Genomic DNA, 19,792 nt, shown 5'->3' with positions numbered 1-19,792 from the left:
CGGGCTTGTAGGATCCTACAACTACCGCCCGAATCTGTTCCGTGCTGATTTCCCCGCCGATCAATATCGACGGAGAAATTCATGCAGGTTCTCGCGATCTCCACACCGCGAAATGTCCACGAAGCTCAGCTTCTCCACCGCCACCATCAGCTACGAGCACGCGTTTTCTCCGAGCGCCTGGGCTGGGAAGTCAACGTTGTCGACGGTCAAGAGGCGGACGCCTTTGACGCTCTTATGCCGACCTACATCCTCGCGATTTCCGACAGCGGCCAAGTGGCAGGATGCGCGAGGCTGCTTCCGGCCATTGGCCCGACAATGGTGGCCGACGTCTTTGACTCGCTGCTTCCGAATGGCCGCCTGAACGCGCACTCCGCGATGATCGAGAGTTCCCGCTTCTGCGTCGACACGATGCTCGGGGAGGGCAGGGGACACGGCTCGGTGCACGAGGCAACGCTGACCATGTTGGCGGGCGTCATTGAGTGGTGCTTGGTGAACGGCACCACCGAAATCGTCACCGTCACTGACCTGCGCTTCGAACGGATCCTCGCGCGTGTCGGCTGGCCTCTGCAGCGCTTGGCAGAACCAAAGAAGATCGGCGTGGCCGTGGCGGTAGCCGGGATCCTGCCCGCGAATACCGAGACATTCCTGCGGCTCCGGCCAACCAACTACCGTTCCGAACTCAGCACCGTCAGCCAAGCAGCGTAAGGAAGAAACGCCGTGAACCAGCTTCGCTCTCATCCTCGACTTGTCCGCAAACTCCAGGAAGCGCTAGGCGACCAGCTGTGCGTCGCCCTGGACGACTCGACCGTCGTTGAAATCATGCTCAATCCCGATGGCAAGCTCTTCATCGAACGGCTCGGTCATGGCGTGGCACCCGCCGGCGAGATGTCGCCAGCCGCCGCCGAGATGGTAATCGGAACGGTGGCGCATGCGCTCCAATCCGAGGTCGATACCGCGCAACCAATAATCTCAGGGGAACTACCGATCGGCGGACACCGTTTCGAAGGATTGTTGCCTCCAGTCGTCGCCAAGCCGGCGTTTACCATTCGCCGTCGTGCCTCGCGTCTGATCCCACTCGATGACTATGTGCGCTCCGGTGTGATGACCGAACACCAGGCCTCGACCATACGCAGCGCGATTTCGTCCCGGCTCAACATCATCATCTCCGGGGGCACCGGGTCGGGCAAGACGACGCTCGCAAATGCCGTCATCGATGAAATCGTCAAGTCTGCGCCAGAAGACCGCCTAGTCATCCTGGAAGATACCGCCGAGATTCAGTGCGCGGCCGATAACGCCGTTCTTCTCCACACCAGCGATACCGTCGACATGGCGCGCCTGTTGAAGAGCACGATGCGGCTGCGGCCGGACCGGATTGTCGTCGGCGAGGTCCGCGACGGCGCTGCCCTTACATTGCTCAAGGCTTGGAACACCGGCCATCCGGGTGGCGTCGCCACTATCCACTCCAACACGGCCATGTCGGCGCTTCGCCGGCTCGAGCAACTGACTGCCGAAGCCAGCCAACAGCCAATGCACGAGGTAATCGGAGAAGCGGTAGATCTCGTCGTCTCGATCGAGCGGACGCCGCGCGGGCGGCGCGTGCGCGACGTCATCCAGGTCGAGCGCTTTGCGGGCGGCCAATACGAAATCGAATCCGACCAGCTTACGGAAGAACAGGAGGCGCGCCATGTCGCGTAAAAACGCACTCGTCGCCGTTACACTCCTTGTGGCGCCCATCTTCTTTGCCTCGGTCGCGCCGGCGCTCGCCAGTTCCGGCGGCAGTCTTCCGTGGGAAGGGCCGCTGCAGCAAATTCAGGAGTCGATCACGGGGCCGGTCGCCGGCGCCATCGCACTTGCGGCAGTCGCGATCGCCGGCGGCATGCTGATATTCGGTGGCGAGCTGAACGATTTCGCGCGACGGCTAATGTATATCGTGCTCGTCGCGGGCATCCTGCTCGGCGCCACCAATATCGTCGGTCTTTTCGGCGCAACCGGTTCCTCGATCGGACTACCCAACGAGCAGACCACCTCCATCCATCAAAGCGGAGAAGGGGAGGGGGCTCATGGCTGAGTCCCCATCCGGGCTTCGAAGCAACCGCATCCATCGAGCGCTATCGCGGCCGAACCTCCTGATGGGCGCGGACCGGGAACTGGTGCTGATCACCGGTCTTGCTGCAGTCATCCTCATCTTCGTCGTTCTCACGATCTATTCCGCGCTCTTCGGTGTTGCTGTCTGGATCGTCATCGTCGGGCTCCTGAGAATGATGGCAAAGGCGGATCCCCTGATGCGGCAGGTCTATATCCGCCATATCTCCTACAAACATTACTACAAGGCGACTTCCTCGCCCTGGCGCCGGTATTGAGGGGCAGGCATGGTTGCTCTCAAACGTTTCCGGGCCACCGGCCCTTCCTTTGCGGATCTCGTCCCCTATGCCGGCCTCGTCGACAATGGCGTTCTTCTGTTGAAAGACGGGAGCCTGATGGCCGGCTGGTATTTTGCCGGGCCGGACTCCGAAAGCGCCACCGACCTCGAGCGCAACGAGCTCTCGCGGCAGATCAATACGATCCTGTCGCGGCTCGGAAGCGGATGGATGATCCAGGTCGAAGCCGTTCGTATCCCGACATTCGACTATCCGTCGGATGATCGCTGCCACTTTCCCGATCCCGTCACGCGCGCGATCGATCAAGAACGCCGGGCGCATTTCGGGCGCGAGCAGGGGCATTTCGAAAGCAAGCACGCGCTCGTCCTCACCTATCGGCCGCTCGAATCCAAGAAAACCGCTCTCAGCAAGTACATCTACTCGGACGAAGAGAGCCGCAAGAAGACCTATGCCGACACGGTGCTGTTCATTTTCAAGAACGCTGTCCGCGAGATCGAGCAGTATTTCGCGAACACCCTCTCGATCCGTCGCATGGAAACCCGGGAAACCGTCGAGAGGGGAGGGGAGCGGGTCGCCCGCTATGACGAGCTGCTGCAATTGGTTCGCTTTTGCGTCACCGGCGAAAACCATCCGATCCGGTTGCCGGATGCTCCCATGTATCTCGACTGGATTGCGACGGCCGAGCTCGACCATGGCCTGACGCCAAAGGTCGAAAATCGCTTTCTCGCAGTTGTGGCAATCGACGGCCTGCCAGCGGAGAGCTGGCCGGGGATTCTCAACAGCCTGGACCTGATGCCGCTCACCTATCGCTGGTCATCGCGCTTCATCTTTCTCGATGCGGAAGAGGCACGGCAGAAACTGGAACGCACCCGCAAGAAGTGGCAGCAGAAGGTACGGCCGTTCTTCGATCAGCTCTTTCAGACGCAAAGCCGTTCGGTGGATCAGGATGCCATGACCATGGTGGCCGAGACCGAGGACGCCATCGCGCAAGCGTCGTCGCAGCTTGTCGCCTACGGCTACTACACGCCCGTCATTGTTCTCTTCGATCACGACCGCGAAGCACTGCAGGAAAAGGCGGAAGCAATTCGTCGGCTGATCCAGGCGGAGGGTTTCGGCGCGCGGATCGAAACGCTCAACGCTACGGATGCCTATCTCGGCAGCCTGCCCGGCAATTGGTACTGCAACATCCGCGAACCGCTGATCAACACGAGCAATCTCGCGGATTTGATACCGCTCAACTCGGTCTGGTCGGGGAGCCCGGTCGCACCATGCCCTTTCTATCCGCCGAACTCGCCACCACTGATGCAGGTGGCGAGCGGCTCGACACCATTCCGGCTCAATCTCCATGTCGATGACGTCGGTCACACCCTGATCTTCGGGCCGACCGGCTCGGGCAAGTCGACGCTGCTGGCATTGATCGCAGCGCAGTTCCGGCGCTACGAGCGCGCCCAGATCTTCGCTTTCGACAAAGGGAACTCGCTCCTGCCGCTGACACTCGCCGCCGGCGGCGATCATTATGAGATCGGTGGTGAGGCTCAAGGAGAGGCGAAGGAACTAGCCTTCTGCCCGCTATCGGACCTCAAGAGCGACGCTGATCGCGCCTGGGCAACCGAATGGATCGAAATGCTGGTAGCCCTGCAGGGTGTTGCCGTCACCCCTGATCATCGCAACGCGATCTCGCGCCAGATCGGACTGATGGCCAGCGCAGCCGGACGGTCCCTGTCGGACTTCGTCAGCGGCGTCCAGATGCGCGAGATCAAGGACGCGCTTCATCACTACACCGTCGATGGCCCGATGGGGCAGCTTCTCGACGCGGAACAGGACGGTCTCTCGCTCGGCGCGTTCCAGACCTTCGAGATCGAGCACCTCATGAACATGGGCGAGCGCAATCTCGTGCCGGTGCTGACCTATCTCTTTCGGAGGATCGACAAGCGTCTCGACGGCTCTCCGAGCCTGATCGTGCTGGATGAGGCCTGGCTGATGCTCGGTCATCCCGTGTTCCGCGGCAAGATCCGCGAATGGCTCAAGGTGCTGCGCAAGGCGAATTGCGCCGTCGTGCTTGCCACTCAATCCATCTCGGACGCCGAGCGCTCCGGGATCATTGACGTGCTGAAGGAATCTTGCCCGACCAAAATCTGCTTGCCGAATGGTGCTGCCCGGGAGCCTGGGACCCGCGAGTTCTACGAACGGATCGGCTTCAACGAACGACAGATCGAGATCGTTTCGAACGCGATCCCCAAGCGCGAATACTACGCCGTCACGCCTGAAGGCCGACGCTTGTTCGATATGGCGCTCGGGCCCGTGGCGCTGAGCTTCGTCGGCGCATCCGGCAAGGAAGACTTGAAGCGCATCCGCACGCTCAGTTCCGAACACGGCCGCGACTGGCCGACCCACTGGCTTCAAATGAGAGGAGTACACGATGCCGCGTCGCTGCTCAACTTCGAATAGACTGCTCGCCAGCTTGGCGGCGATCGCATTGACAATTGGTGTTGTGGAACCGGCGGACGCCGGCACCGCCACCGGTGCAGCAACCGAATGGACACAGGTCCTCAACAATGGAGAGCTCGTATCCCTCGTTGGCCAATCTGGCGAGCAGATCCAGAACCAGCTCACCCAGATCAGCCAGCTCGCGCAACAGATCGAAACGCAACTCAATATCTACCAGAACCTGCTGCAGAACACGGCGACGCTTCCGTCCCATATGTGGGGACAGGTCGAAAGCGATCTCAATCAGTTGCGCAGCATCGTCGACCAGGGCCAGAGTATTTCGTTTTCGATGGGCAATGCCGATGATGTGCTGCAGCAGCGCTTCCAGAGCTATTCAAGCCTGAGGACCAACCTCCCGAACGCGACAAGCTTTTCCTCGAGCTACCAGACGTGGTCCGATACCAACCGGGACACAATCGCCAGCACCCTGAAAGCGGCGAGCCTGACGGCCGATCAGTTTGATAGCGAGGAAGGCACGATGTCCTCGCTGCGATCGATGTCCGAGACAGCCGATGGGCAGATGAAGGCCCTGCAGGTCGGTCATCAGATCGCCGCGCAACAGGTCGCACAGATGCAAAAGCTGCGCGGCCTCGTCTCCCAGCAAATGACAATGATGGGGACCTGGCTGCAGACCGAGCAAACCGACAAGGACCTCGCCCAGGCACGACGGGAGAAATTTTTCAACGCCGAAGTCAAGAGCATTCCGGAAGGCCAGAAGATGGAGCCCCGCTGGTGAACCGTGCCGTCATCATTGCCTTGTTCGTATTCGTTGCCGCTCTCTTGTCCGCGGCAACGGTGCTGGTCATCAACATCAGAGAAAATGGCAAACCTACGCTCACTGAGGAGCAGCGTGCCGTCAGGGAGAAATTCTTCGGCTCGAACAAAGAGCTGCCGCCGATCAAGGATGGCCAGGAGATGCGTCCAAGATGGTGAAATCTAATCTTGAACGGTCATTCGTGATCGCGGGCTTCCTTTGCCTCGCCTTTGCCGCTCCCGGCTTCGCTCAACAGGGACAAGTACTGACCGAACTGGAAAATCAGGTCTCGGCCGCCGCGAAAGGGTGGGAAACCACAATTATGGACGCGGCGAAATCGCTCTTCTGGATCCTGGCGACGATCGAAGTGGGCATTGCCGCCGTCTGGCTGGCACTTCAAGCTGCATCGCTTGATAGCTGGTTCGCGGAGCTTGTTCGGCGGATCTTGTTCATTGGCTTCTTCGCCTTCGTTCTCAGTCAGGGGCCGACCTTTGCCCGAGCGGTCGTCGACAGCCTTTTCCAGATTGGCGCCGGCGGCGGATCGGCGTCGCCCGCTGAAGTGTTCGACGCCGGCATCCGGGTTGCCTCGCAGATGTCGCAGCAGGCACAATTCGGTGTGTTCGAGGACAATGCACTGGCGATTGCGGCCGTGTTGGCGATGGGTGTCGTCGTCATCTGCTTCTCGCTAGTCGCAGCAATTTTCGTGTCAGTCATGGTCGAAATGTATGTCGGCCTGCTCGCCGGCATGATCATGCTCGGGCTCGGCGGATCCTCCTTCACCAAAGACTTCGCGGTCCGCTATCTCGTCTACGCTTTCGGCGTCGGCATGAAGCTCATGGCGCTGGTGATGATCGCAAAGATCGGATCCGAGGTCCTGATGGGCTTGGCGAATGCGCCAACGGCTTCCTCCGATCAGTTCGTCACGACGCTCGCCATCGCCGGGATCTCGGTCGTTGTCTTTATTATCGCAATGTACGTTCCGAACATCATTCAGGGAGTTGTGCAGGGCGCCTCGGTTTCTGGCGGAATGGAAGCGATCAGGCATGGCGGGCAGGCGGCATCATTCGCCACCGGCGCCGGGTTCCTTGCGGCGGGCGCCGCAGGGGCAGGTTTCGCGGCGGGTCAGGCTGCCCGAGCTGCGGGTTCATCCGTCGCTGGTGCCGCTCTTCGAGGTTTCGGTGCTGGGATCGGGTCTGCCGGGAAGGCCGCAGGCTCCGCGGCCAAGGAAAAGGCCATCGGTTCGCCAGGAGCGTACGCTGGTTCGATCCTCGGGCTTGCCAACGCCAAGTTGGACGAGGCTCGTAGCGGCCACAGCGGACCAAAGCCCTCTCCCGAACGCAAAGAGTAACAGCAACCAGAAAGTGATCGATCGATGGCAGCGAACCGCGCCCCCGAAAACCCGTATCTTGCCGCGCGCCAGGAATGGAGCGAGCGATATGGCTCTTATGTGCAGGCGGCCGCTGCGTGGCGGATCGTCGGCATCCTCGGCCTGACTATGGCAGTGATCGGCTTCGGCTACTCGATGTATCTGAGCACCCAGGTCAAACTGGTTCCCTATATTGTCGAGGTCGACAAACTCGGAACCGCGGTGACGTCAGGCTACCCTCAACAGATCGAGTACGCCGACGTTCGGGTGGTGCGCGCCACGCTCGGCAATTTCGTCACGAGCTTCCGCTCGATCACACCGGATGCCGTGGTGCAGAAACAATATATCGATCGAACCTACGCACTCCTGCGGACCTCCGATCCATCGACTGAGAAGATCAACGCCTGGTTCCGCGGCAATTCCCCATTCGAGAAGGCGAAATCGTCGACTGTCGCCATCGAGGTGAACAACATCGTAGCGCTGTCGAACCAAACCTATCAGATCGACTGGACCGAATACGAAAGGGACCGGAAGGGCAAGGAAACCGGCACGCGCCGGTTCCGCGGGATCGCGACGGTTACGCTCACCGCGCCGCAGGACGAGGCCACCATCCGCCTCAATCCGATCGGCCTATATGTCCGGGATTTTGACTGGACGGCACAGCTTTAAGGGCAGGGAATTTCTCAATGCACAGAACAGGATTGATCGCAGCCGTCGGCTGCCTGGCCGGACTCGTCTTTGTGGGGGGCGCTGAGGCGCAGAGCATGACAAACAACGAGGTGAAGGGCACCGATATTTCCAGGAAATGGCGCGGTACATCAGGACTGGTGACGACCGGTCCCGATGGCAAGGTCACCTTCCTCTTTGGCGAAACGCAGCCGTCCGTCGTCTGCTCACCCCTGCAGGTCTGCGATATCGAACTCCAGGGCGGCGAGATTGTCCGGGATGTCTTGGTTGGGGACACCGTGCGTTGGAAGGTCGAGCCCGCGACCTCGGGCGCCACTGGCGGGCAGGCGATCCACCTGATCGTCAAGCCATCGGAGCCTGGTCTCATTACTTCGATGGTGGTCACGACATCGCGCCGCACCTATCATATTCAGCTAAAGTCCCATCCGAGCCAGTACATGGCTCGCGTCGGCTTCGAATATCCGGAGGACGTCTCGACCAAGCTCGCCGGCATCAATTCCCGGCTTGAAGCCGGCGGCATTCCCGGGACGGCACCCGACAAACTGAACTTCTCCTACTCGGTGAGCGGGAGCGCGTCATGGAAGCCGAAGCGTGTCTATTCGGATGGCGTGAAAACATACATTCAATTCTCGAAATCAGTCTCGAGCCAGGACGCACCGGTGCTCTTCGTCGTCAGCGGCGGCCAGAACCGCATCGTAAACTACCGGATGAAGAACGACATGATGATCGTCGACTATGCGATCGACAAAGCAATCCTCGTCTCCGGCGTCGGCTGGCGCCAACAGAAAATCACCATCCGGCGGGGAGGCTGAACCATGCGTAAGCTTCTCGCCTTCGTCATCACCGCCACGCTGATTTCAGGCTGCCAGACGGCCGAGGACGGATTGACCACCAGTTCCACCCCGGTCGCCGTCACCGGCCCAGCCGCAAGCGCCATCGCCGGCGACATGGCGAGCCGGCTCGCCGAGCAGATCGGTCCGGCAGGCGCGACGACGCTCAAAATGGACAAAGACCCGTCCGACTTCGCGACAGCGCTCGAAGCCGCGCTGAAAGGATGGGGCTACACGGTCATCACCGACGGCAAGGTTGCCAAGGATGTCAAACCAGTCGAGCTCGCCTATTCGGTCGATGGCGTCGACGGTCAGTTGCTTGCGCGGCTCTCGACGCCGTCTATTGCCCTCGGCCGGGCGTACACCGCGACGGCGGACGGCGCCATGCCGGCAAGCCCGCTCTCCATCATGCAGCGCAACTGAGGGGAGGTGAGAATGGTCCAATCGCTCCAGCTCGGCGCCTCCAATCAGGCTGACGATCAGAAAGGCATGCGCCGCCTCAATCGGCTGCCGATCATCATCGCCATCGTCATCGTCGCACTGTTCGTCGGCGTGGTCGTGATCGGCCTGTCGTGGCGCGGGCTCCCCTTTAATCGCAACAACGATATCGACAGCGCCTCGAATACGCCGGCAACGAACTTCGGAGAGCAACTCAAGCGCGGCGTCACCGACGGCATCATCGGCGAGCCGGTGGACCGCGAGGTGTTCCAACCGACGCCGACCGTCGAGCAGAAGGTTGAGAAGGAAACACCTGTTGTCGACCGCCGGCCGACGGAAAGAGAACAACGACGCCCGAAGCTCGAATCCGAAGAGGAATGGAGAGCCCGTCTGAAGCGTGAGCAGGATGAGCAATATATCCGCGAGGCCCAGCGCCAGCGCATGGCCCGGCTGCAGGCGCGGGCAACGGCTTTGGACTCGCCATTGAAGGTGGATATTTCCGACGTCGAGAAGGCTGCCAACAATTCCGCATACACGGGCCGGCAGACGGCGACTGCGACGGCCAACAATGCCTCGGACCTCTACGCCGCTGCGATGAAATCCGGGCTCATGGGCCAGAACGTCGACCCGAATACCCAAACCTCTAAGGAGGACTTCTTCAACCAGGACATCAAGGATCTCGGCTATCTGCCGAACAAGGTCGCACCCCAGTTTTCGCCCTACGAGCTGAAACGCGGCTCGGTTATTCCCGCCACGTTGATCACCGGTCTCAATTCCGACCTTCCTGGACGGATCAGCGCGCAAGTCAGCCAGAACGTCTATGACAGCGCCACCGGCTACCGGCTGCTTATACCGCAGGGCTCAAAGCTGTTTGGCCGCTACGACTCCAAGGTGTCGTTCGGCCAGGAGCGCGTCCTCGTCGTCTGGACGGACCTCATCTTTCCGAATGGATCGACCCTGCAGATCGGCGGCATGGCCGGCACGGATGCCGAAGGATATGGCGGCTTCAAGGACAAGGTCGATCGGCATCTCTGGCGCACCTGGAGCTCGGCAGCACTCGTCGCGCTGATCGGAACCGGCATCGACATGTCGATGCCGGAGAGTTCGACGCTGGCGACGCAGGACACGGCGTCGGATGCAGCCAGGCGGAATTTTGCGGAAAGCTTCGGCCGCGTCGCCGAGCAGACAATCTCGAAGAACCTGAATGTGCAGCCGACGATCCAGATCCGGCCCGGCTACAAGTTCAATGTGCTCGTCGACCAGGACATCATTTTTCCGTCGGCTTACCGCATAAACTAAAGGAGACGCCAAGTCCGCAGGGGATACAAATCTGCGAGTTGCGCTGGCTGAAGAAATGGTGCCGGATGATCCTACTCAACGCCAGAAAAGGATAGGCGATGACAGAAATGGATTTTGGCGATTTTCCCGATGACGACCCGGACCTTCTCGAAAACACCGCCTTGCCGAAGCAGTTTATTTCGCGCCTTCGAAAGGCGTTTTACACCCGGCTTTCGGATTTCGACGACATGGATGATATCCAGGTGCTACGCGAACCGGGAATTAACTGGCGCATCATCAAAGGCGTCAGATCCGAGCGGGCGCGTATCGACGCCAAGTAATCTTGCGCCTTGAAAAGCGCTGGTGCTTCATTGGGGGCCTTGCGTGTGCAAACGGGCCGGGCATTACATCGCGTTCATTCAGTAAATAGCGCTCGCTCCAGAGCACGGGTTCCATGGCGAATGGTTCCTTGCCCCGCAAAAACTTTTCTTGATTTGTCATCTTTTTGAGGCGGAGAGTCTTGAAACCTTTCCCTTTATGGGTAGTGCTAACGTACACGGCAAGAGGGATTGCGTTGCATCGACCCATCACCGTCGGTTGCGTAGCTATCGTCAGTTGTCCATCAACATGCCTCCTCGTTGCCGAACTACGATGCCCATCATCCAGCGTCTCGGCTGGCAAATAAAGGACCGCTTTACGGGTCAAGAACATAGGATAGGAGAAGCGTTCGTGGACGGAGAATTTCGCTCGCTCGTGGATATGCTGGAGGTCGCGCAAGACGAGGCCATGATCAAGGGAGCCCTCAGGCAGTTCACGCATTCCTGCGGATACGAACGGTTTGCCTATCTCGAAAAAGAAGGCGCCCAAATCAGGACATTCAGCTCCTATCCCAAACCATGGGAGGGTCTGTACCTCTCTGCTGACTATTCCAGCATCGATCCCGTGGTGACGGAAGCGAAGCGCAAACGGGACGTTTTCTTCTGGACCGCGGAGGATTGGCCGGGCCGCGGTTCATCACCGCTCAGAAAGTTTCGCGACGAGGCGATCGACCACGGGATCCGCTGCGGCATGACAATCCCTGTGGAAGGTGGTTACGGTGTGTCGATGTTGCTGACCTTTGCATCCTCCAAAGGGGACGGGGGCGTCCCGGCTGCTTTCGACTCGAGGAGAGCAGTCCAATTGGTAATGATGGTCCATTATCGATTGAAGATGATTGCTGCCAAAGTCGCCATCAATCCAAAACAGGTGCTGTCGCCACGCGAGATGTTGTGCCTGACATGGGCGATGAAAGGAAAAAATACGCTCGAAACCGCCGCTGTGACTGGCATCAATTCCAGGACCGTGCAGCACTACCTTGATAAAGCACGCGCCAAACTGGGCGCTGAATCAGTGCCGCAGCTTGTTGGAATCGCGAAAGATCGTGGGTTGTTAAGCTCTAATTAGGATCGTCCGACGGGACGTCGGGAATGTAGCCAAGGGCGTCGATGATCTGCGACAGCTCTTCCTGCTGCGCTTCGGATTTCTTCTGACGGGCAATGTATTCGTCCTGCAGGTGTGCCAACACGTCGCTGGAAACCGAAGGGTCGCTGCTCGCACGAATCCACTCCTCGTAGACCGCCTCGTCCGCGGCGAGCAGCCGGCGGTGTTCGTGTATCGCCGACACCGCCAATTCCGCCAACGCTTCCTTCGGCATCGAACAGAACCGCGGATTCCGCTCGCTTCTTTCGGTCTCGGAGGTCTCTGCATCGTTCATCCGCTTTTCCTCGAAACTCATTCCCTCACCACTTGAAACGATGCTTTGGTGCCGCGCTGCGCGGCCCGCGTTACAGACTATCATACGATCAACATTGCGAGTCAGTCGAAGATCGCTTGCCGCCCAATATCACAGGCCATGTCGAATCGGAACTATAGTTCCTAGAACAATAGTTCCGATTCAGGTTCGGCTGACGTCATGGATCTCAACGAGGTCATGGCGGCCAACTTGCGTCGAATACGTCATGGCAAGAAACTGACGCAGGAGGAACTCGCGCACCGCACGGGCCTGAGCGCACGCCATATCGGTGCCATCGAACGCGCGGAGATGTCTGCAACCCTGACTGTTCTTGGCCAGATTTCAGAAGCGCTGGGCGTCGAACCCGCCGAGCTTGTGACCAAATCGCACTGATCTGCAATCGCGCCCGTGGTCGACTGATTTTTAGCTTCGGAGGCGGTTTCCGCTTCGAAGCCAATGCGCATCGACTAGGTTGGGACAGCTCGACCACTGAGACCCAGCAGGGGTCACGCCTTTACGCAAGCGGCGGGCCGCATTATATATTCTCCACAAGGAGAATGATTATGGCCAGCACATCACACGCCTACACGCCCGCCGAGGCGGCGGCTGTCAGCGAGATCGCTGTGAAGTCGGTGCACAATGCGATCGACAAGCGCATCATCGAGACTCATCTCGTTGGTAGCAGGGGGCGAGCACTCACCGATGAGGATCTGCTTCGGTTGAAGCTCTGGTATGGCGTCGGATCGATCTTGTCTGCCGAGCGGCGCAAACGCCTATTCGATACGATCGACCAGAACCCCGATGCCGAAACCGTGAGGGCAGACGACTATCTCATTATCGACGTTGCGCGGGCACGAGAACAACTGGCCGCACGGGCCGAGGCTCTTCGAGAAGCCGAACGTATGATTGAAAGCGTGAAAGGCGTCGTGGGCGGCGAGCCGGTTTTCAAGCGAACCCGTGTTCCCGTGCGAACGATTGCCGCGATGAAGACTCAAGGCGCAAGTACAGCGGAAATCGTCGAGGGCTATCCTTCGCTCACCGAGCGCATGGTGGAACTTGCCGAGATCTGGGTTGCCGCCCATCCCGCCAGAGGACGTCCGAAGAAGCTGTCGGAGCAGGGCCTGAAGGTGAAATCCGTGAAACACCTGAGCCTTCGGAACGAGAACGCCTCCAAACCGTCTGGCTCGACCTCGTGAGGTTTCTTATCGATGAATGCCTTCACACGTCTCTCGTGGCCGTGGCTCAAGAGCACGGCCACGAGTGTTTCCATGTGAACTGGCTGGGACTGAGCGGCGAAACCGACTGGGACCTGATGCCTCGGATCATAGAGGAGGATTTCACCTTCGTTACGAATAATGCCCGCGACTTCCGGAAGCTCTACGCCAAGGAAGAGCTGCATGCGGGTCTGGTAATCATTGTCCCGCAGGTGCTTCCCACTCAGCAACGAGACTTGTTTGCCCTCATACTGCAGGATTTGGCGGACACGCAGGATATGGTCAACGAAGTCATCGAAGTGACCCTCGATGGCGAAGACGCTGTTCTCACGCGCTATTCACTTCCGGAGGCATAGCGGCCTTCCCAAGGCGATCATTTTCCTCCAATCCTCGACAGGTCGATCCGCATCTCGGCCGATCCAATGCTTTCGCTTTTCTCGACGCTTTGAGCGTCTGTATCCGCAGGCGGTATGTCCACGCCGGCCTTGTCCTGGTCTGCCGGCAACACGTTGTCGATCATGACGCTTTTTCCGGGATCGTCCGCCTGGAAAACATTCACGCCCTCGAACTCACCGGTCTTCCAGGCATAGACCGCATCCTCGAAAATCTGCGGGAAGACATCGTCGTTCTTCGGATTGCCGTACCATTTGGCGACAATCCGCAGGATCTTGGCAAACATGGTCGTCCCCTTGCGGAGGTTTTCGCAAGGATCGACGAGATCAGGTTTCAGTTCGGACGCGTCCTTGACGCCGACACCCGCCGGGAACTGCGTCAGGCCAACACGAACCACTGCCTGGCCGGCATACTGGCGGACGATCGCCATTGCCTCGTCCGGCGTCGTCGCTTTCGGGACGAGGATCAATCTGCCACCCGATTTGACCGCAACGGCAAGCGGATCGTTCGAGCCCGCGGCGGTCACGAACTGTTCGACGATCGCCGGCTTCAATGAGGGGTCAGCGCATTGTTGGATCAGGGCAGCATCGAGCATCGCGGGCTCCTTGGCATTCAGGTGTTGAAGGAAATCAGGAGGGGCTTATCGAACAAACGCGCCCAGGCTTCCGCACTGGCGCGTTGGATGGCGACGATGGATGTACCCTTGGTCCACCAGCCGTTACCGACGGCGACAATGACGTCCGGCCCCCGCAGCATGGATTGGAGAACGGGCCAGACGATCAACTGCTCGTAGCAGATCAGCGGTGCGATCTGATCGTCGGCGACGGTCGCGACCGGGCTTTCGAAGAAGTGCGCCCTCGCGCCGACGCTTGCCCCAAGTAAGGGACGCCACGGCTGCCACATGGAACCTGGGACCGGCATCCGCTCGCGATAGAGGATTTGGGCGCCGGCGGCCGAGATGGCGACCAGCACATTGTCGTATCCGCCTGCATCGACGACCGCAGCGCCGGCGATGACGGTGGTGTCTGTTCCCTGCAGGGATCGTACCCAGAGCCGCTCGACCGTCGGCGTCCAGAAGCCCAGCGCGCTCTCGGGAAGAACAATGGTCAGGGCGCCGCCGGATGCTCGATCCTTCACCGTGGCAATCAGATCACGGTGGCGCTCAATGCTGGGGTCGCGCCCCAGCGAAGCGCCCATTTGGAGGTCGATCCCCTGCCAGGAATCCGGTAGTTTCGGTTCGTCCCAGGTTGCGGCGGACCAGATCCAAAAGCCTGCCAGGACAATCGCGACAGCCGGCCGCATGCGGGTTACGAGGCCCATGAGGCCGGCTGTCGCGGCAAGCAATCCCCACCATCCCCATCCCGGAAACAGCACGCCTGCGGCCGTGATCGGATGTGCCCAACCGGTGATACCGAAGGGCGGAATGGCCATGAGCAGGACTGCCGCGAAATAGCGAAACGGTCGCGTCGGTTCGCATCGTGTCCAGAGCATCGCGTGAACGCCGACAAACCCGAGCGATGCGCTGAGCCAGAGCAGCAACCCCGGCCACAGATCCGACGAATAGAAAGTTGCAACGCCCTGCGGCAAACCGCGTGACGCAGCGAGGAAGTAACCGGCCGAAACAAGCGCCGCCGTCAGTCTCGATCGCGCAAGCGCCCAAATGATCGGAAACGAGAACGCGGTCGGAAGAAGAAGGACGTGGCCACTCCACGCGACCGTTCCGGCGATGATGGAAGCAGCAATCAACAATGCCGGTCGAAGGTATTCACGGCGCATAGGTCAGCACCGGTTGCGCCAGGCCGAGAATGCCGGACACGGGCAGGGGACCGAAATAGCGGGAGTCATTGGAGCCCCTGAACGATGAATGGAGGAAGACGCTTCCTGCCGGCACGACACCGCCTGAATAGGGGGCCATCGGCCGCCCCCTGCCGTCCCGCTCGACCAAATCGGAAAACGGGAGCGGGCGCCCATCGATCGTCACGCCGGCGCCAATTTCGACATGCTGCCCGGCAACCGCGACAACCGTCTTGATGAGCGGCGCGACCCCACTCGGGCAGATACCGGCCCGGAGATAGCCACGCTCTCGCGCCTCTCGCATGACAGGCGTCTCAGGCGGACAAATGAAGACGAGATCGCCGGCCGATACCGGACGATCGAGCGCAAAGATGCGCCAGAGGCCGAGGGGTTCGCTTGGCGTCAGGTTGATACGATAGCCGCCGATGATGGCCGCAGCAACACCGCCCCCAAAGACGGATGCCGCCACCAGCAAGAGCGCGACGGCATTGGATCGTTGCGCACTTCCCAACCAACGTCCAAAGACTTGCGCCGTCATTTGAGAGAGAGCCCCTGGCTCTTCGTCTGACGCAGGGTTTCCGCCTGTTTCAACGCCTCGGTCGTCCGCTCATGCGCAGCCAGCTGCTGCACCGTCCGCATCGCATTCCACGCCGATTGCACCTCGGCCTTCTGTGCGGCCGTCATCCCTGCGGTGACAGTGCTGAACGTCTGTCCATTGGCGTCCTTGGCGGCCAAAGGCAGGAAGGATCGCTCGCCGAAACGCTCCGCTACGGCTCGCGCAAATCCGTCCAGTTCCGCCTTCACCATCTTGTCGGCAAGCGCATATTCGAGACCGGCTGGCAGGTCGTTGCGGTCGATCGCATCACGCACACGTTCGAGTGTCTCTTTTGCGTTGACCGAGAGCGCCGGAATATCGATCGACACCTTCAGACGGACGGCACGTTCCTCGACCTCATATTTGCGTTCCGCTTCCGCCCGCTGGCGCAAATAGCGATCGAGGTTACGCGCGAGCGCAGGCGCATTGGTCTCAGCCTTCTCGCGCTCCTGCTTGTCGGCGCGGCTTGCAAACATCCCGGTCTTGCCCTTCAGCCCACCGAAGTGTTCAGCGTTCGATCCGATCGTCGCCAGCGTGGATTTCGCGACAGTCTCGTCCTTCAGCATCGCTTCGACGTTGATTGCCCTGAAGGCGCTTTCCGGCTGCGCGTAGACGAGGTGGAAGCGGGTCGAGACCTCCTCCCACTGCTTCTTCAATCCCGGATCGGCGGCGACCTTGTCCTCGACCGCTTGCTCGAACGATTTGGCGAAAGTCGTGACGCCCGAGACCATGGGCTTTGCCTCCTTGGTGGTGTTTTGGGTTGGAGAATGGCTGGCGCCACGGACGAGACCGAGCTTGCCGGCAATAGCGGCAAGGCGCGCACCAAGATTGGCGAGCTTGTTCTTCTGTCTGACGGTCCATTCCAGGCGATCGCGAAGCAGCGTGCGGGCGACGCTGACGATGTTGAGACCGCGCGCTTCGGCAAAGCGAAGTGCCTGGCGGTAGAAGGCGCCCTTCTCATAGTCGAGCGTCGTTTCCTTCGCATTGCGTCGCGACAGGATTTGGATTAGCCCACCGTTCTTAGCGAAGGATCTGCGGCCATAGTAAACGGCCAGGTCATCACGATGACGCGTCATGGCAACGTAGGTCAGATGCCGATCAAGCGACAGCGACGCCAGGACCTTGACCCGATCGACGGTCGCGCCCTGGCTCTTGTGAATGGTGGTCGCATAGCCGTAGTCGAGGTTGTTGTAGAAGCGTTGCTCGACCAGCACCTGGCGGGCATGCTCGCCATCGCCGACCTGCGCCGTGATGCGTCCCGCTCCCGTCTCGACGACCTTGGCCAGCATGCCGTTCTTGACGCCGAGCGACCCTTCGTTCTTGAGGAATACGATCTGGTCGCCGACAGCGAAGTTGCGATCGCCATCCGCCGTCTTGAACATGGTTCCTTTGTCGAGAACCCCGCGTTCGATCAGCTTGATGCGCGCCATCTGGTTCAGCATGTGAACGTCCCGACGCAAATGGGCAAGGATCAGCGACGTCTTCGTCGGATCGTAGTCGCGGTCCCAGGCAGCGATGAGATTGTCGATGGCGTCGACCTTCAAATCCCAGCCGATCACCTTGCCATTGGCACGGTAGGCGTCAACCGCCTTGCCGACCTTGCCGCGCGCCAAATCGAGCGAGGCATCGCGCATCCATTGCTCGCGCTGGCGATAGATGGTTTCGAGTTCCGCATAGCCGATGCGGTCTGCAATAGCGCGGAAGGCGGCGCCGGCTTCGATCGGTTGAAGCTGTTCGGGATCGCCGATGAGAACGAGCTTGGCGCCGGCCTTCGTCACCGCTTCGACGAACAGGGCCATCTGCCGCGACGACACCATGCCGGCTTCGTCCAGGACAAACACCGTCTTGCTATCGAGCCGATCGCGGCCTTGGTTCCAACGGAGTTCCCAGGACGAGAGCGTCCGAGAGACGATCCCGGCTTCCTTCTCCAGGCCCTCCGCCGCCTTGCCGGCAAGTGCGCCACCGACAACACGATAGCCAGCCGCTTCCCAGGCTTCGCGCGCGGCCTTCATCATCGTCGTCTTACCGGCGCCGGCGCGGCCGACAACGGCAGCGATCCGCTCGGCTCCCACTACATGCTCGATCGCGGTTCTCTGCTCATCAGAAAGCCGGTCGTGGCGCTTGAACGTTGCGGCGAGTGGCGCGTCCCGCACGCCGTGCGACGAGCGCTGAGACAGCCAGATGGCGCGATTGGCCATCTCGGCTTCGAGGCGGATCATGTCGCGGGTCGTGTATTTGGCGGGTAACCTAACCCCGGTGGCAAATTCGATCCGCTCGCGCTCGAGGCGGAACGTGTCGGGGTGCAGAATGATCCGGACCATGAGGCTTTGGAACAGGGCGGGATCGTCAATGTAGCGGTGAAGGATCTTGGCGACATCGCGCTCGTCGAAGACGCTCTTCTCACGCGTGATCAGGTCGAGCACGAGCTTCGGATTACGGTCGATTCGTCTCGCGTTCTCAGCCCTGCGAGCGTCCTGCAATTCGACGCGCTCGAGCTCCAACGGCTTGGAGGCGCGATCGGCTTTGCGCTCGATTGCCTTCGTGCCAACGCCGAGATGGATGGTCGGTTCGAGATCGATCCCCTGTTTTTCGAAGGAGCGGCCATCCACTCGGATATCGAGACCGGCGAGCGCCAGGTGCCGGTTCTGGCAGGCAAACCAACCATCGCGGAAACTGTTGAAGTCGTCGGTGCTGCCGGCCCAGAGTTCATAGACGATCTTGCCGGCATCGTTGCGAACGGCATTGCCGTCCGGCCCGACCACCGCAACCTTCTTGGCGCCGAAGCCGTCCTCGGTCAGCGGGCGCAAGGTCGTCATCAGATGAACGTGGGGATTGCCGGGTGCGTCGTGATAGACCCAGTCCGCTACCATGCCCTTCGACCTGATGTGCTGCTCGATGAAGTCGCGGACGAGCGCGATATTCTGCTCCGCGCTCAGCTCGATCGGCAATGCAATGGTGACGTCTTTCGCAAGTTGCGCATCGGAGCGCTTCTCGAAATCTTCGACCTTGTTCCAGAAGGCTTCGGAGGCGCCGGAGACCGACCGATCCGCGATCATCGAGCGCAGCCATTCCGGCGCATCGGCGGGGATGACGAACTCTTCATGGAGCAATCCCTGCTTGCGGGTGTAGTCGATGGTCCGTGCCTCACGCTCGAACGCCATCTTCGCGCAATGCCGGTAGGCCGCCGACAGGACGGCGCTGCGGCCGGAGCCGCGGGCGACAACGCTGACGGAGAAATGGGGGACGGCCACGGCGGCATTCTTTCCCGGTTGCGAACGAAATCAATTAGTTCGTCAGAAGCGGCAGGCAGGCCAGGGGCCTCAAGCAAGGGCGTCGCGCCAGCGACGTATAATTGCGCCCTTCGGATCCGCTCCTTCGGAACGGCCGGGATCATTCACCAAAGCTCGCGCTTTGGCGATTGTAGGATTCACAGTAGTGCGTTCCGCACTCACCTCCCTGAAACTGGGTTCGAAAGACAAGCTTCTCACCCAAGGGAGACAAACGGAATGAAGAAACCATCCTCCAAGATCCGCGACGAAATCGCCAAACTCCAGGAACAGCTCAAGGCAGCAGAAACCCGTGAGGCCGAGCGCATCGGCCGTATCGCTCTCAAGGCAGGTCTCGGCGAGATTGAAGTCGACGAGGCAGAGTTGCAGGCGGCCTTCGAGGACCTGGCGAAACGGTTTCGCGGAGGAAAGGCGGCTACGACCGGAGGGAAGAAGGGAGGTAACGCCGGCGAAAGCAGCGCACCGTCCGCGCAGAACGCGGCTGGCGCGGCTGCGAGCGGGACTGCTGAGGCTTGAGCGG

Annotated in this window: 23 protein-coding genes; 18 read left to right on the top strand and 5 right to left on the bottom strand. The window is 60.5% G+C overall.

The window, feature by feature from the left end:
• The first annotated feature begins 81 nt into the window (after positions 1–81).
• The 14 genes from traI to FAA86_RS20930 all read left to right on the top strand — a co-directional run bounded on the left by traI (position 82) and on the right by FAA86_RS20930 (position 11,661).
• On the top strand, positions 82–705 hold the full coding sequence (traI, locus tag FAA86_RS20995) for an acyl-homoserine-lactone synthase (RefSeq protein WP_136542952.1): 624 nt from the start codon (positions 82–84) through the stop codon (positions 703–705).
• Between the two features lie 12 nt (positions 706–717).
• Positions 718–1,695, top strand: a complete 978-nt coding sequence (gene trbB, locus FAA86_RS20990) for a P-type conjugative transfer ATPase TrbB (protein WP_136542951.1) — start codon at positions 718–720, stop codon at positions 1,693–1,695.
• Positions 1,685–2,068, top strand: coding sequence for a TrbC/VirB2 family protein (locus FAA86_RS20985; RefSeq protein WP_136542950.1), 384 nt, complete (start codon positions 1,685–1,687; stop codon positions 2,066–2,068). Before trbB ends, FAA86_RS20985 begins: the two co-directional genes overlap by 11 nt.
• A complete protein-coding gene (locus tag FAA86_RS20980; RefSeq protein ID WP_136542949.1) occupies positions 2,061–2,360 on the top strand; it encodes a conjugal transfer protein TrbD in 300 nt (99 codons plus the stop codon). Before FAA86_RS20985 ends, FAA86_RS20980 begins: the two co-directional genes overlap by 8 nt.
• 9 nt (positions 2,361–2,369) lie before the next feature.
• On the top strand, positions 2,370–4,826 hold the full coding sequence (locus FAA86_RS20975) for a conjugal transfer protein TrbE (RefSeq protein WP_136542948.1): 2,457 nt from the start codon (positions 2,370–2,372) through the stop codon (positions 4,824–4,826).
• Complete coding sequence (trbJ, locus tag FAA86_RS20970) at positions 4,798–5,601, top strand: P-type conjugative transfer protein TrbJ (RefSeq protein ID WP_136542947.1); 804 nt, start codon at positions 4,798–4,800, stop codon at positions 5,599–5,601. Before FAA86_RS20975 ends, trbJ begins: the two co-directional genes overlap by 29 nt.
• Complete coding sequence (trbK, locus tag FAA86_RS20965; RefSeq protein ID WP_136542946.1) at positions 5,598–5,798, top strand: entry exclusion protein TrbK; 201 nt, start codon at positions 5,598–5,600, stop codon at positions 5,796–5,798. The genes trbJ and trbK overlap by 4 nt, the downstream gene beginning before the upstream one ends.
• Positions 5,792–6,967, top strand: a complete 1,176-nt coding sequence (trbL, locus tag FAA86_RS20960) for a P-type conjugative transfer protein TrbL (RefSeq protein WP_136542945.1) — start codon at positions 5,792–5,794, stop codon at positions 6,965–6,967. Before trbK ends, trbL begins: the two co-directional genes overlap by 7 nt.
• 24 nt (positions 6,968–6,991) lie before the next feature.
• Positions 6,992–7,654: a conjugal transfer protein TrbF gene (locus tag FAA86_RS20955; RefSeq protein ID WP_136542944.1), complete on the top strand. Its 663-nt coding sequence runs from the start codon at positions 6,992–6,994 to the stop codon at positions 7,652–7,654.
• Positions 7,655–7,671: 17 nt separating this feature from the next.
• On the top strand, positions 7,672–8,484 hold the full coding sequence (trbG, locus tag FAA86_RS20950; RefSeq protein ID WP_136542943.1) for a P-type conjugative transfer protein TrbG: 813 nt from the start codon (positions 7,672–7,674) through the stop codon (positions 8,482–8,484).
• A 3-nt stretch (positions 8,485–8,487) separates the two neighbouring features.
• Positions 8,488–8,925 (top strand): conjugal transfer protein TrbH, encoded by a 438-nt coding sequence (trbH, locus tag FAA86_RS20945; RefSeq protein WP_136542942.1) that lies wholly within the window; start codon positions 8,488–8,490, stop codon positions 8,923–8,925.
• A 12-nt stretch (positions 8,926–8,937) separates the two neighbouring features.
• A complete protein-coding gene (gene trbI / locus FAA86_RS20940) occupies positions 8,938–10,239 on the top strand; it encodes an IncP-type conjugal transfer protein TrbI (protein ID WP_136542941.1) in 1,302 nt (433 codons plus the stop codon).
• Between the two features lie 98 nt (positions 10,240–10,337).
• On the top strand, positions 10,338–10,559 hold the full coding sequence (locus FAA86_RS20935; RefSeq protein ID WP_136542940.1) for a hypothetical protein: 222 nt from the start codon (positions 10,338–10,340) through the stop codon (positions 10,557–10,559).
• A gap of 388 nt (positions 10,560–10,947) precedes the next feature.
• On the top strand, positions 10,948–11,661 hold the full coding sequence (locus tag FAA86_RS20930; protein WP_167495053.1) for an autoinducer binding domain-containing protein: 714 nt from the start codon (positions 10,948–10,950) through the stop codon (positions 11,659–11,661).
• Here the strand turns inward: FAA86_RS20930 and FAA86_RS20925 are convergent.
• Positions 11,654–11,971, bottom strand: a complete 318-nt coding sequence (locus FAA86_RS20925; RefSeq protein WP_136542938.1) for a transcriptional repressor TraM — start codon at positions 11,969–11,971, stop codon at positions 11,654–11,656. The genes FAA86_RS20930 and FAA86_RS20925 overlap by 8 nt on opposite strands.
• A gap of 198 nt (positions 11,972–12,169) precedes the next feature.
• Here FAA86_RS20925 and FAA86_RS20920 point away from each other — a divergent pair, with 198 nt between their 5' ends.
• From FAA86_RS20920 to FAA86_RS20910, 3 genes are all read left to right on the top strand, one after another.
• Positions 12,170–12,382 carry a helix-turn-helix domain-containing protein gene (locus tag FAA86_RS20920; protein WP_064334687.1) on the top strand — a complete coding sequence of 71 codons (213 nt, stop codon included), beginning with the start codon at positions 12,170–12,172 and terminating at the stop codon, positions 12,380–12,382.
• Positions 12,383–12,552: 170 nt separating this feature from the next.
• Positions 12,553–13,185: a DUF433 domain-containing protein gene (locus FAA86_RS20915; protein WP_064334686.1), complete on the top strand. Its 633-nt coding sequence runs from the start codon at positions 12,553–12,555 to the stop codon at positions 13,183–13,185.
• Positions 13,182–13,559 carry a DUF5615 family PIN-like protein gene (locus FAA86_RS20910; protein WP_136542937.1) on the top strand — a complete coding sequence of 126 codons (378 nt, stop codon included), beginning with the start codon at positions 13,182–13,184 and terminating at the stop codon, positions 13,557–13,559. Before FAA86_RS20915 ends, FAA86_RS20910 begins: the two co-directional genes overlap by 4 nt.
• Before the next feature lie 17 nt (positions 13,560–13,576).
• Here FAA86_RS20910 and FAA86_RS20905 read toward each other — a convergent pair whose 3' ends face one another.
• From FAA86_RS20905 to traA, 4 genes are read right to left on the bottom strand one after another with little or no spacing between them, the layout of a single operon-like run.
• Entirely contained in the window at positions 13,577–14,191 is a 615-nt protein-coding gene (locus tag FAA86_RS20905) for a TraH family protein (protein ID WP_136542936.1), read from the bottom strand.
• Positions 14,192–14,208: 17 nt separating this feature from the next.
• Positions 14,209–15,372 (bottom strand): conjugal transfer protein TraB, encoded by a 1,164-nt coding sequence (locus FAA86_RS20900; RefSeq protein ID WP_136542935.1) that lies wholly within the window; start codon positions 15,370–15,372, stop codon positions 14,209–14,211.
• Positions 15,362–15,928 carry a conjugative transfer signal peptidase TraF gene (gene traF / locus FAA86_RS20895; protein ID WP_136542934.1) on the bottom strand — a complete coding sequence of 189 codons (567 nt, stop codon included), beginning with the start codon at positions 15,926–15,928 and terminating at the stop codon, positions 15,362–15,364. Before traF ends, FAA86_RS20900 begins: the two co-directional genes overlap by 11 nt.
• Positions 15,925–19,236: a Ti-type conjugative transfer relaxase TraA gene (gene traA / locus FAA86_RS20890; protein ID WP_136542933.1), complete on the bottom strand. Its 3,312-nt coding sequence runs from the start codon at positions 19,234–19,236 to the stop codon at positions 15,925–15,927. The genes traF and traA overlap by 4 nt, the downstream gene beginning before the upstream one ends.
• Before the next feature lie 255 nt (positions 19,237–19,491).
• On the opposite strand from traA, the gene traC reads away from it, so the two are divergent.
• Positions 19,492–19,788, top strand: coding sequence for a conjugal transfer protein TraC (gene traC / locus FAA86_RS20885; protein ID WP_064334680.1), 297 nt, complete (start codon positions 19,492–19,494; stop codon positions 19,786–19,788).
• The last annotated feature ends 4 nt before the right edge of the window (positions 19,789–19,792 follow it).

The sequence above is a fragment of the Rhizobium rosettiformans W3 genome (assembly GCF_004912135.1).
In the GTDB taxonomy this organism is placed as follows: Bacteria; Pseudomonadota; Alphaproteobacteria; order Rhizobiales; family Rhizobiaceae; genus Allorhizobium; species Allorhizobium rosettiformans.
Note: the sequence above shows the minus strand (reverse complement) of the source record. Positions and strands in the feature narration are given on the sequence as shown.

What these genes read in the sequence shown, in the direction of transcription:
- traI (WP_136542952.1), top strand. Translation starts at nt 82, where the DNA reads ATGCAGGTTCTCGCGATCTCCACACCGCGAAATGTCCACGAAGCTCAG.
- FAA86_RS20985 (WP_136542950.1), top strand. Translation starts at nt 1,685, where the DNA reads ATGTCGCGTAAAAACGCACTCGTCGCCGTTACACTCCTTGTGGCGCCC.
- FAA86_RS20980 (WP_136542949.1), top strand. Translation starts at nt 2,061, where the DNA reads ATGGCTGAGTCCCCATCCGGGCTTCGAAGCAACCGCATCCATCGAGCG.
- FAA86_RS20975 (WP_136542948.1), top strand. Translation starts at nt 2,370, where the DNA reads ATGGTTGCTCTCAAACGTTTCCGGGCCACCGGCCCTTCCTTTGCGGAT.
- trbJ (WP_136542947.1), top strand. Translation starts at nt 4,798, where the DNA reads ATGCCGCGTCGCTGCTCAACTTCGAATAGACTGCTCGCCAGCTTGGCG.
- trbL (WP_136542945.1), top strand. Translation starts at nt 5,792, where the DNA reads ATGGTGAAATCTAATCTTGAACGGTCATTCGTGATCGCGGGCTTCCTT.
- FAA86_RS20955 (WP_136542944.1), top strand. Translation starts at nt 6,992, where the DNA reads ATGGCAGCGAACCGCGCCCCCGAAAACCCGTATCTTGCCGCGCGCCAG.
- trbG (WP_136542943.1), top strand. Translation starts at nt 7,672, where the DNA reads ATGCACAGAACAGGATTGATCGCAGCCGTCGGCTGCCTGGCCGGACTC.
- trbH (WP_136542942.1), top strand. Translation starts at nt 8,488, where the DNA reads ATGCGTAAGCTTCTCGCCTTCGTCATCACCGCCACGCTGATTTCAGGC.
- trbI (WP_136542941.1), top strand. Translation starts at nt 8,938, where the DNA reads ATGGTCCAATCGCTCCAGCTCGGCGCCTCCAATCAGGCTGACGATCAG.
- FAA86_RS20935 (WP_136542940.1), top strand. Translation starts at nt 10,338, where the DNA reads ATGACAGAAATGGATTTTGGCGATTTTCCCGATGACGACCCGGACCTT.
- FAA86_RS20925 (WP_136542938.1), bottom strand. Translation starts at nt 11,971, where the DNA reads ATGAACGATGCAGAGACCTCCGAGACCGAAAGAAGCGAGCGGAATCCG.
- FAA86_RS20920 (WP_064334687.1), top strand. Translation starts at nt 12,170, where the DNA reads ATGGATCTCAACGAGGTCATGGCGGCCAACTTGCGTCGAATACGTCAT.
- FAA86_RS20915 (WP_064334686.1), top strand. Translation starts at nt 12,553, where the DNA reads ATGGCCAGCACATCACACGCCTACACGCCCGCCGAGGCGGCGGCTGTC.
- FAA86_RS20905 (WP_136542936.1), bottom strand. Translation starts at nt 14,191, where the DNA reads ATGCTCGATGCTGCCCTGATCCAACAATGCGCTGACCCCTCATTGAAG.
- FAA86_RS20900 (WP_136542935.1), bottom strand. Translation starts at nt 15,372, where the DNA reads ATGCGCCGTGAATACCTTCGACCGGCATTGTTGATTGCTGCTTCCATC.
- traF (WP_136542934.1), bottom strand. Translation starts at nt 15,928, where the DNA reads ATGACGGCGCAAGTCTTTGGACGTTGGTTGGGAAGTGCGCAACGATCC.
- traC (WP_064334680.1), top strand. Translation starts at nt 19,492, where the DNA reads ATGAAGAAACCATCCTCCAAGATCCGCGACGAAATCGCCAAACTCCAG.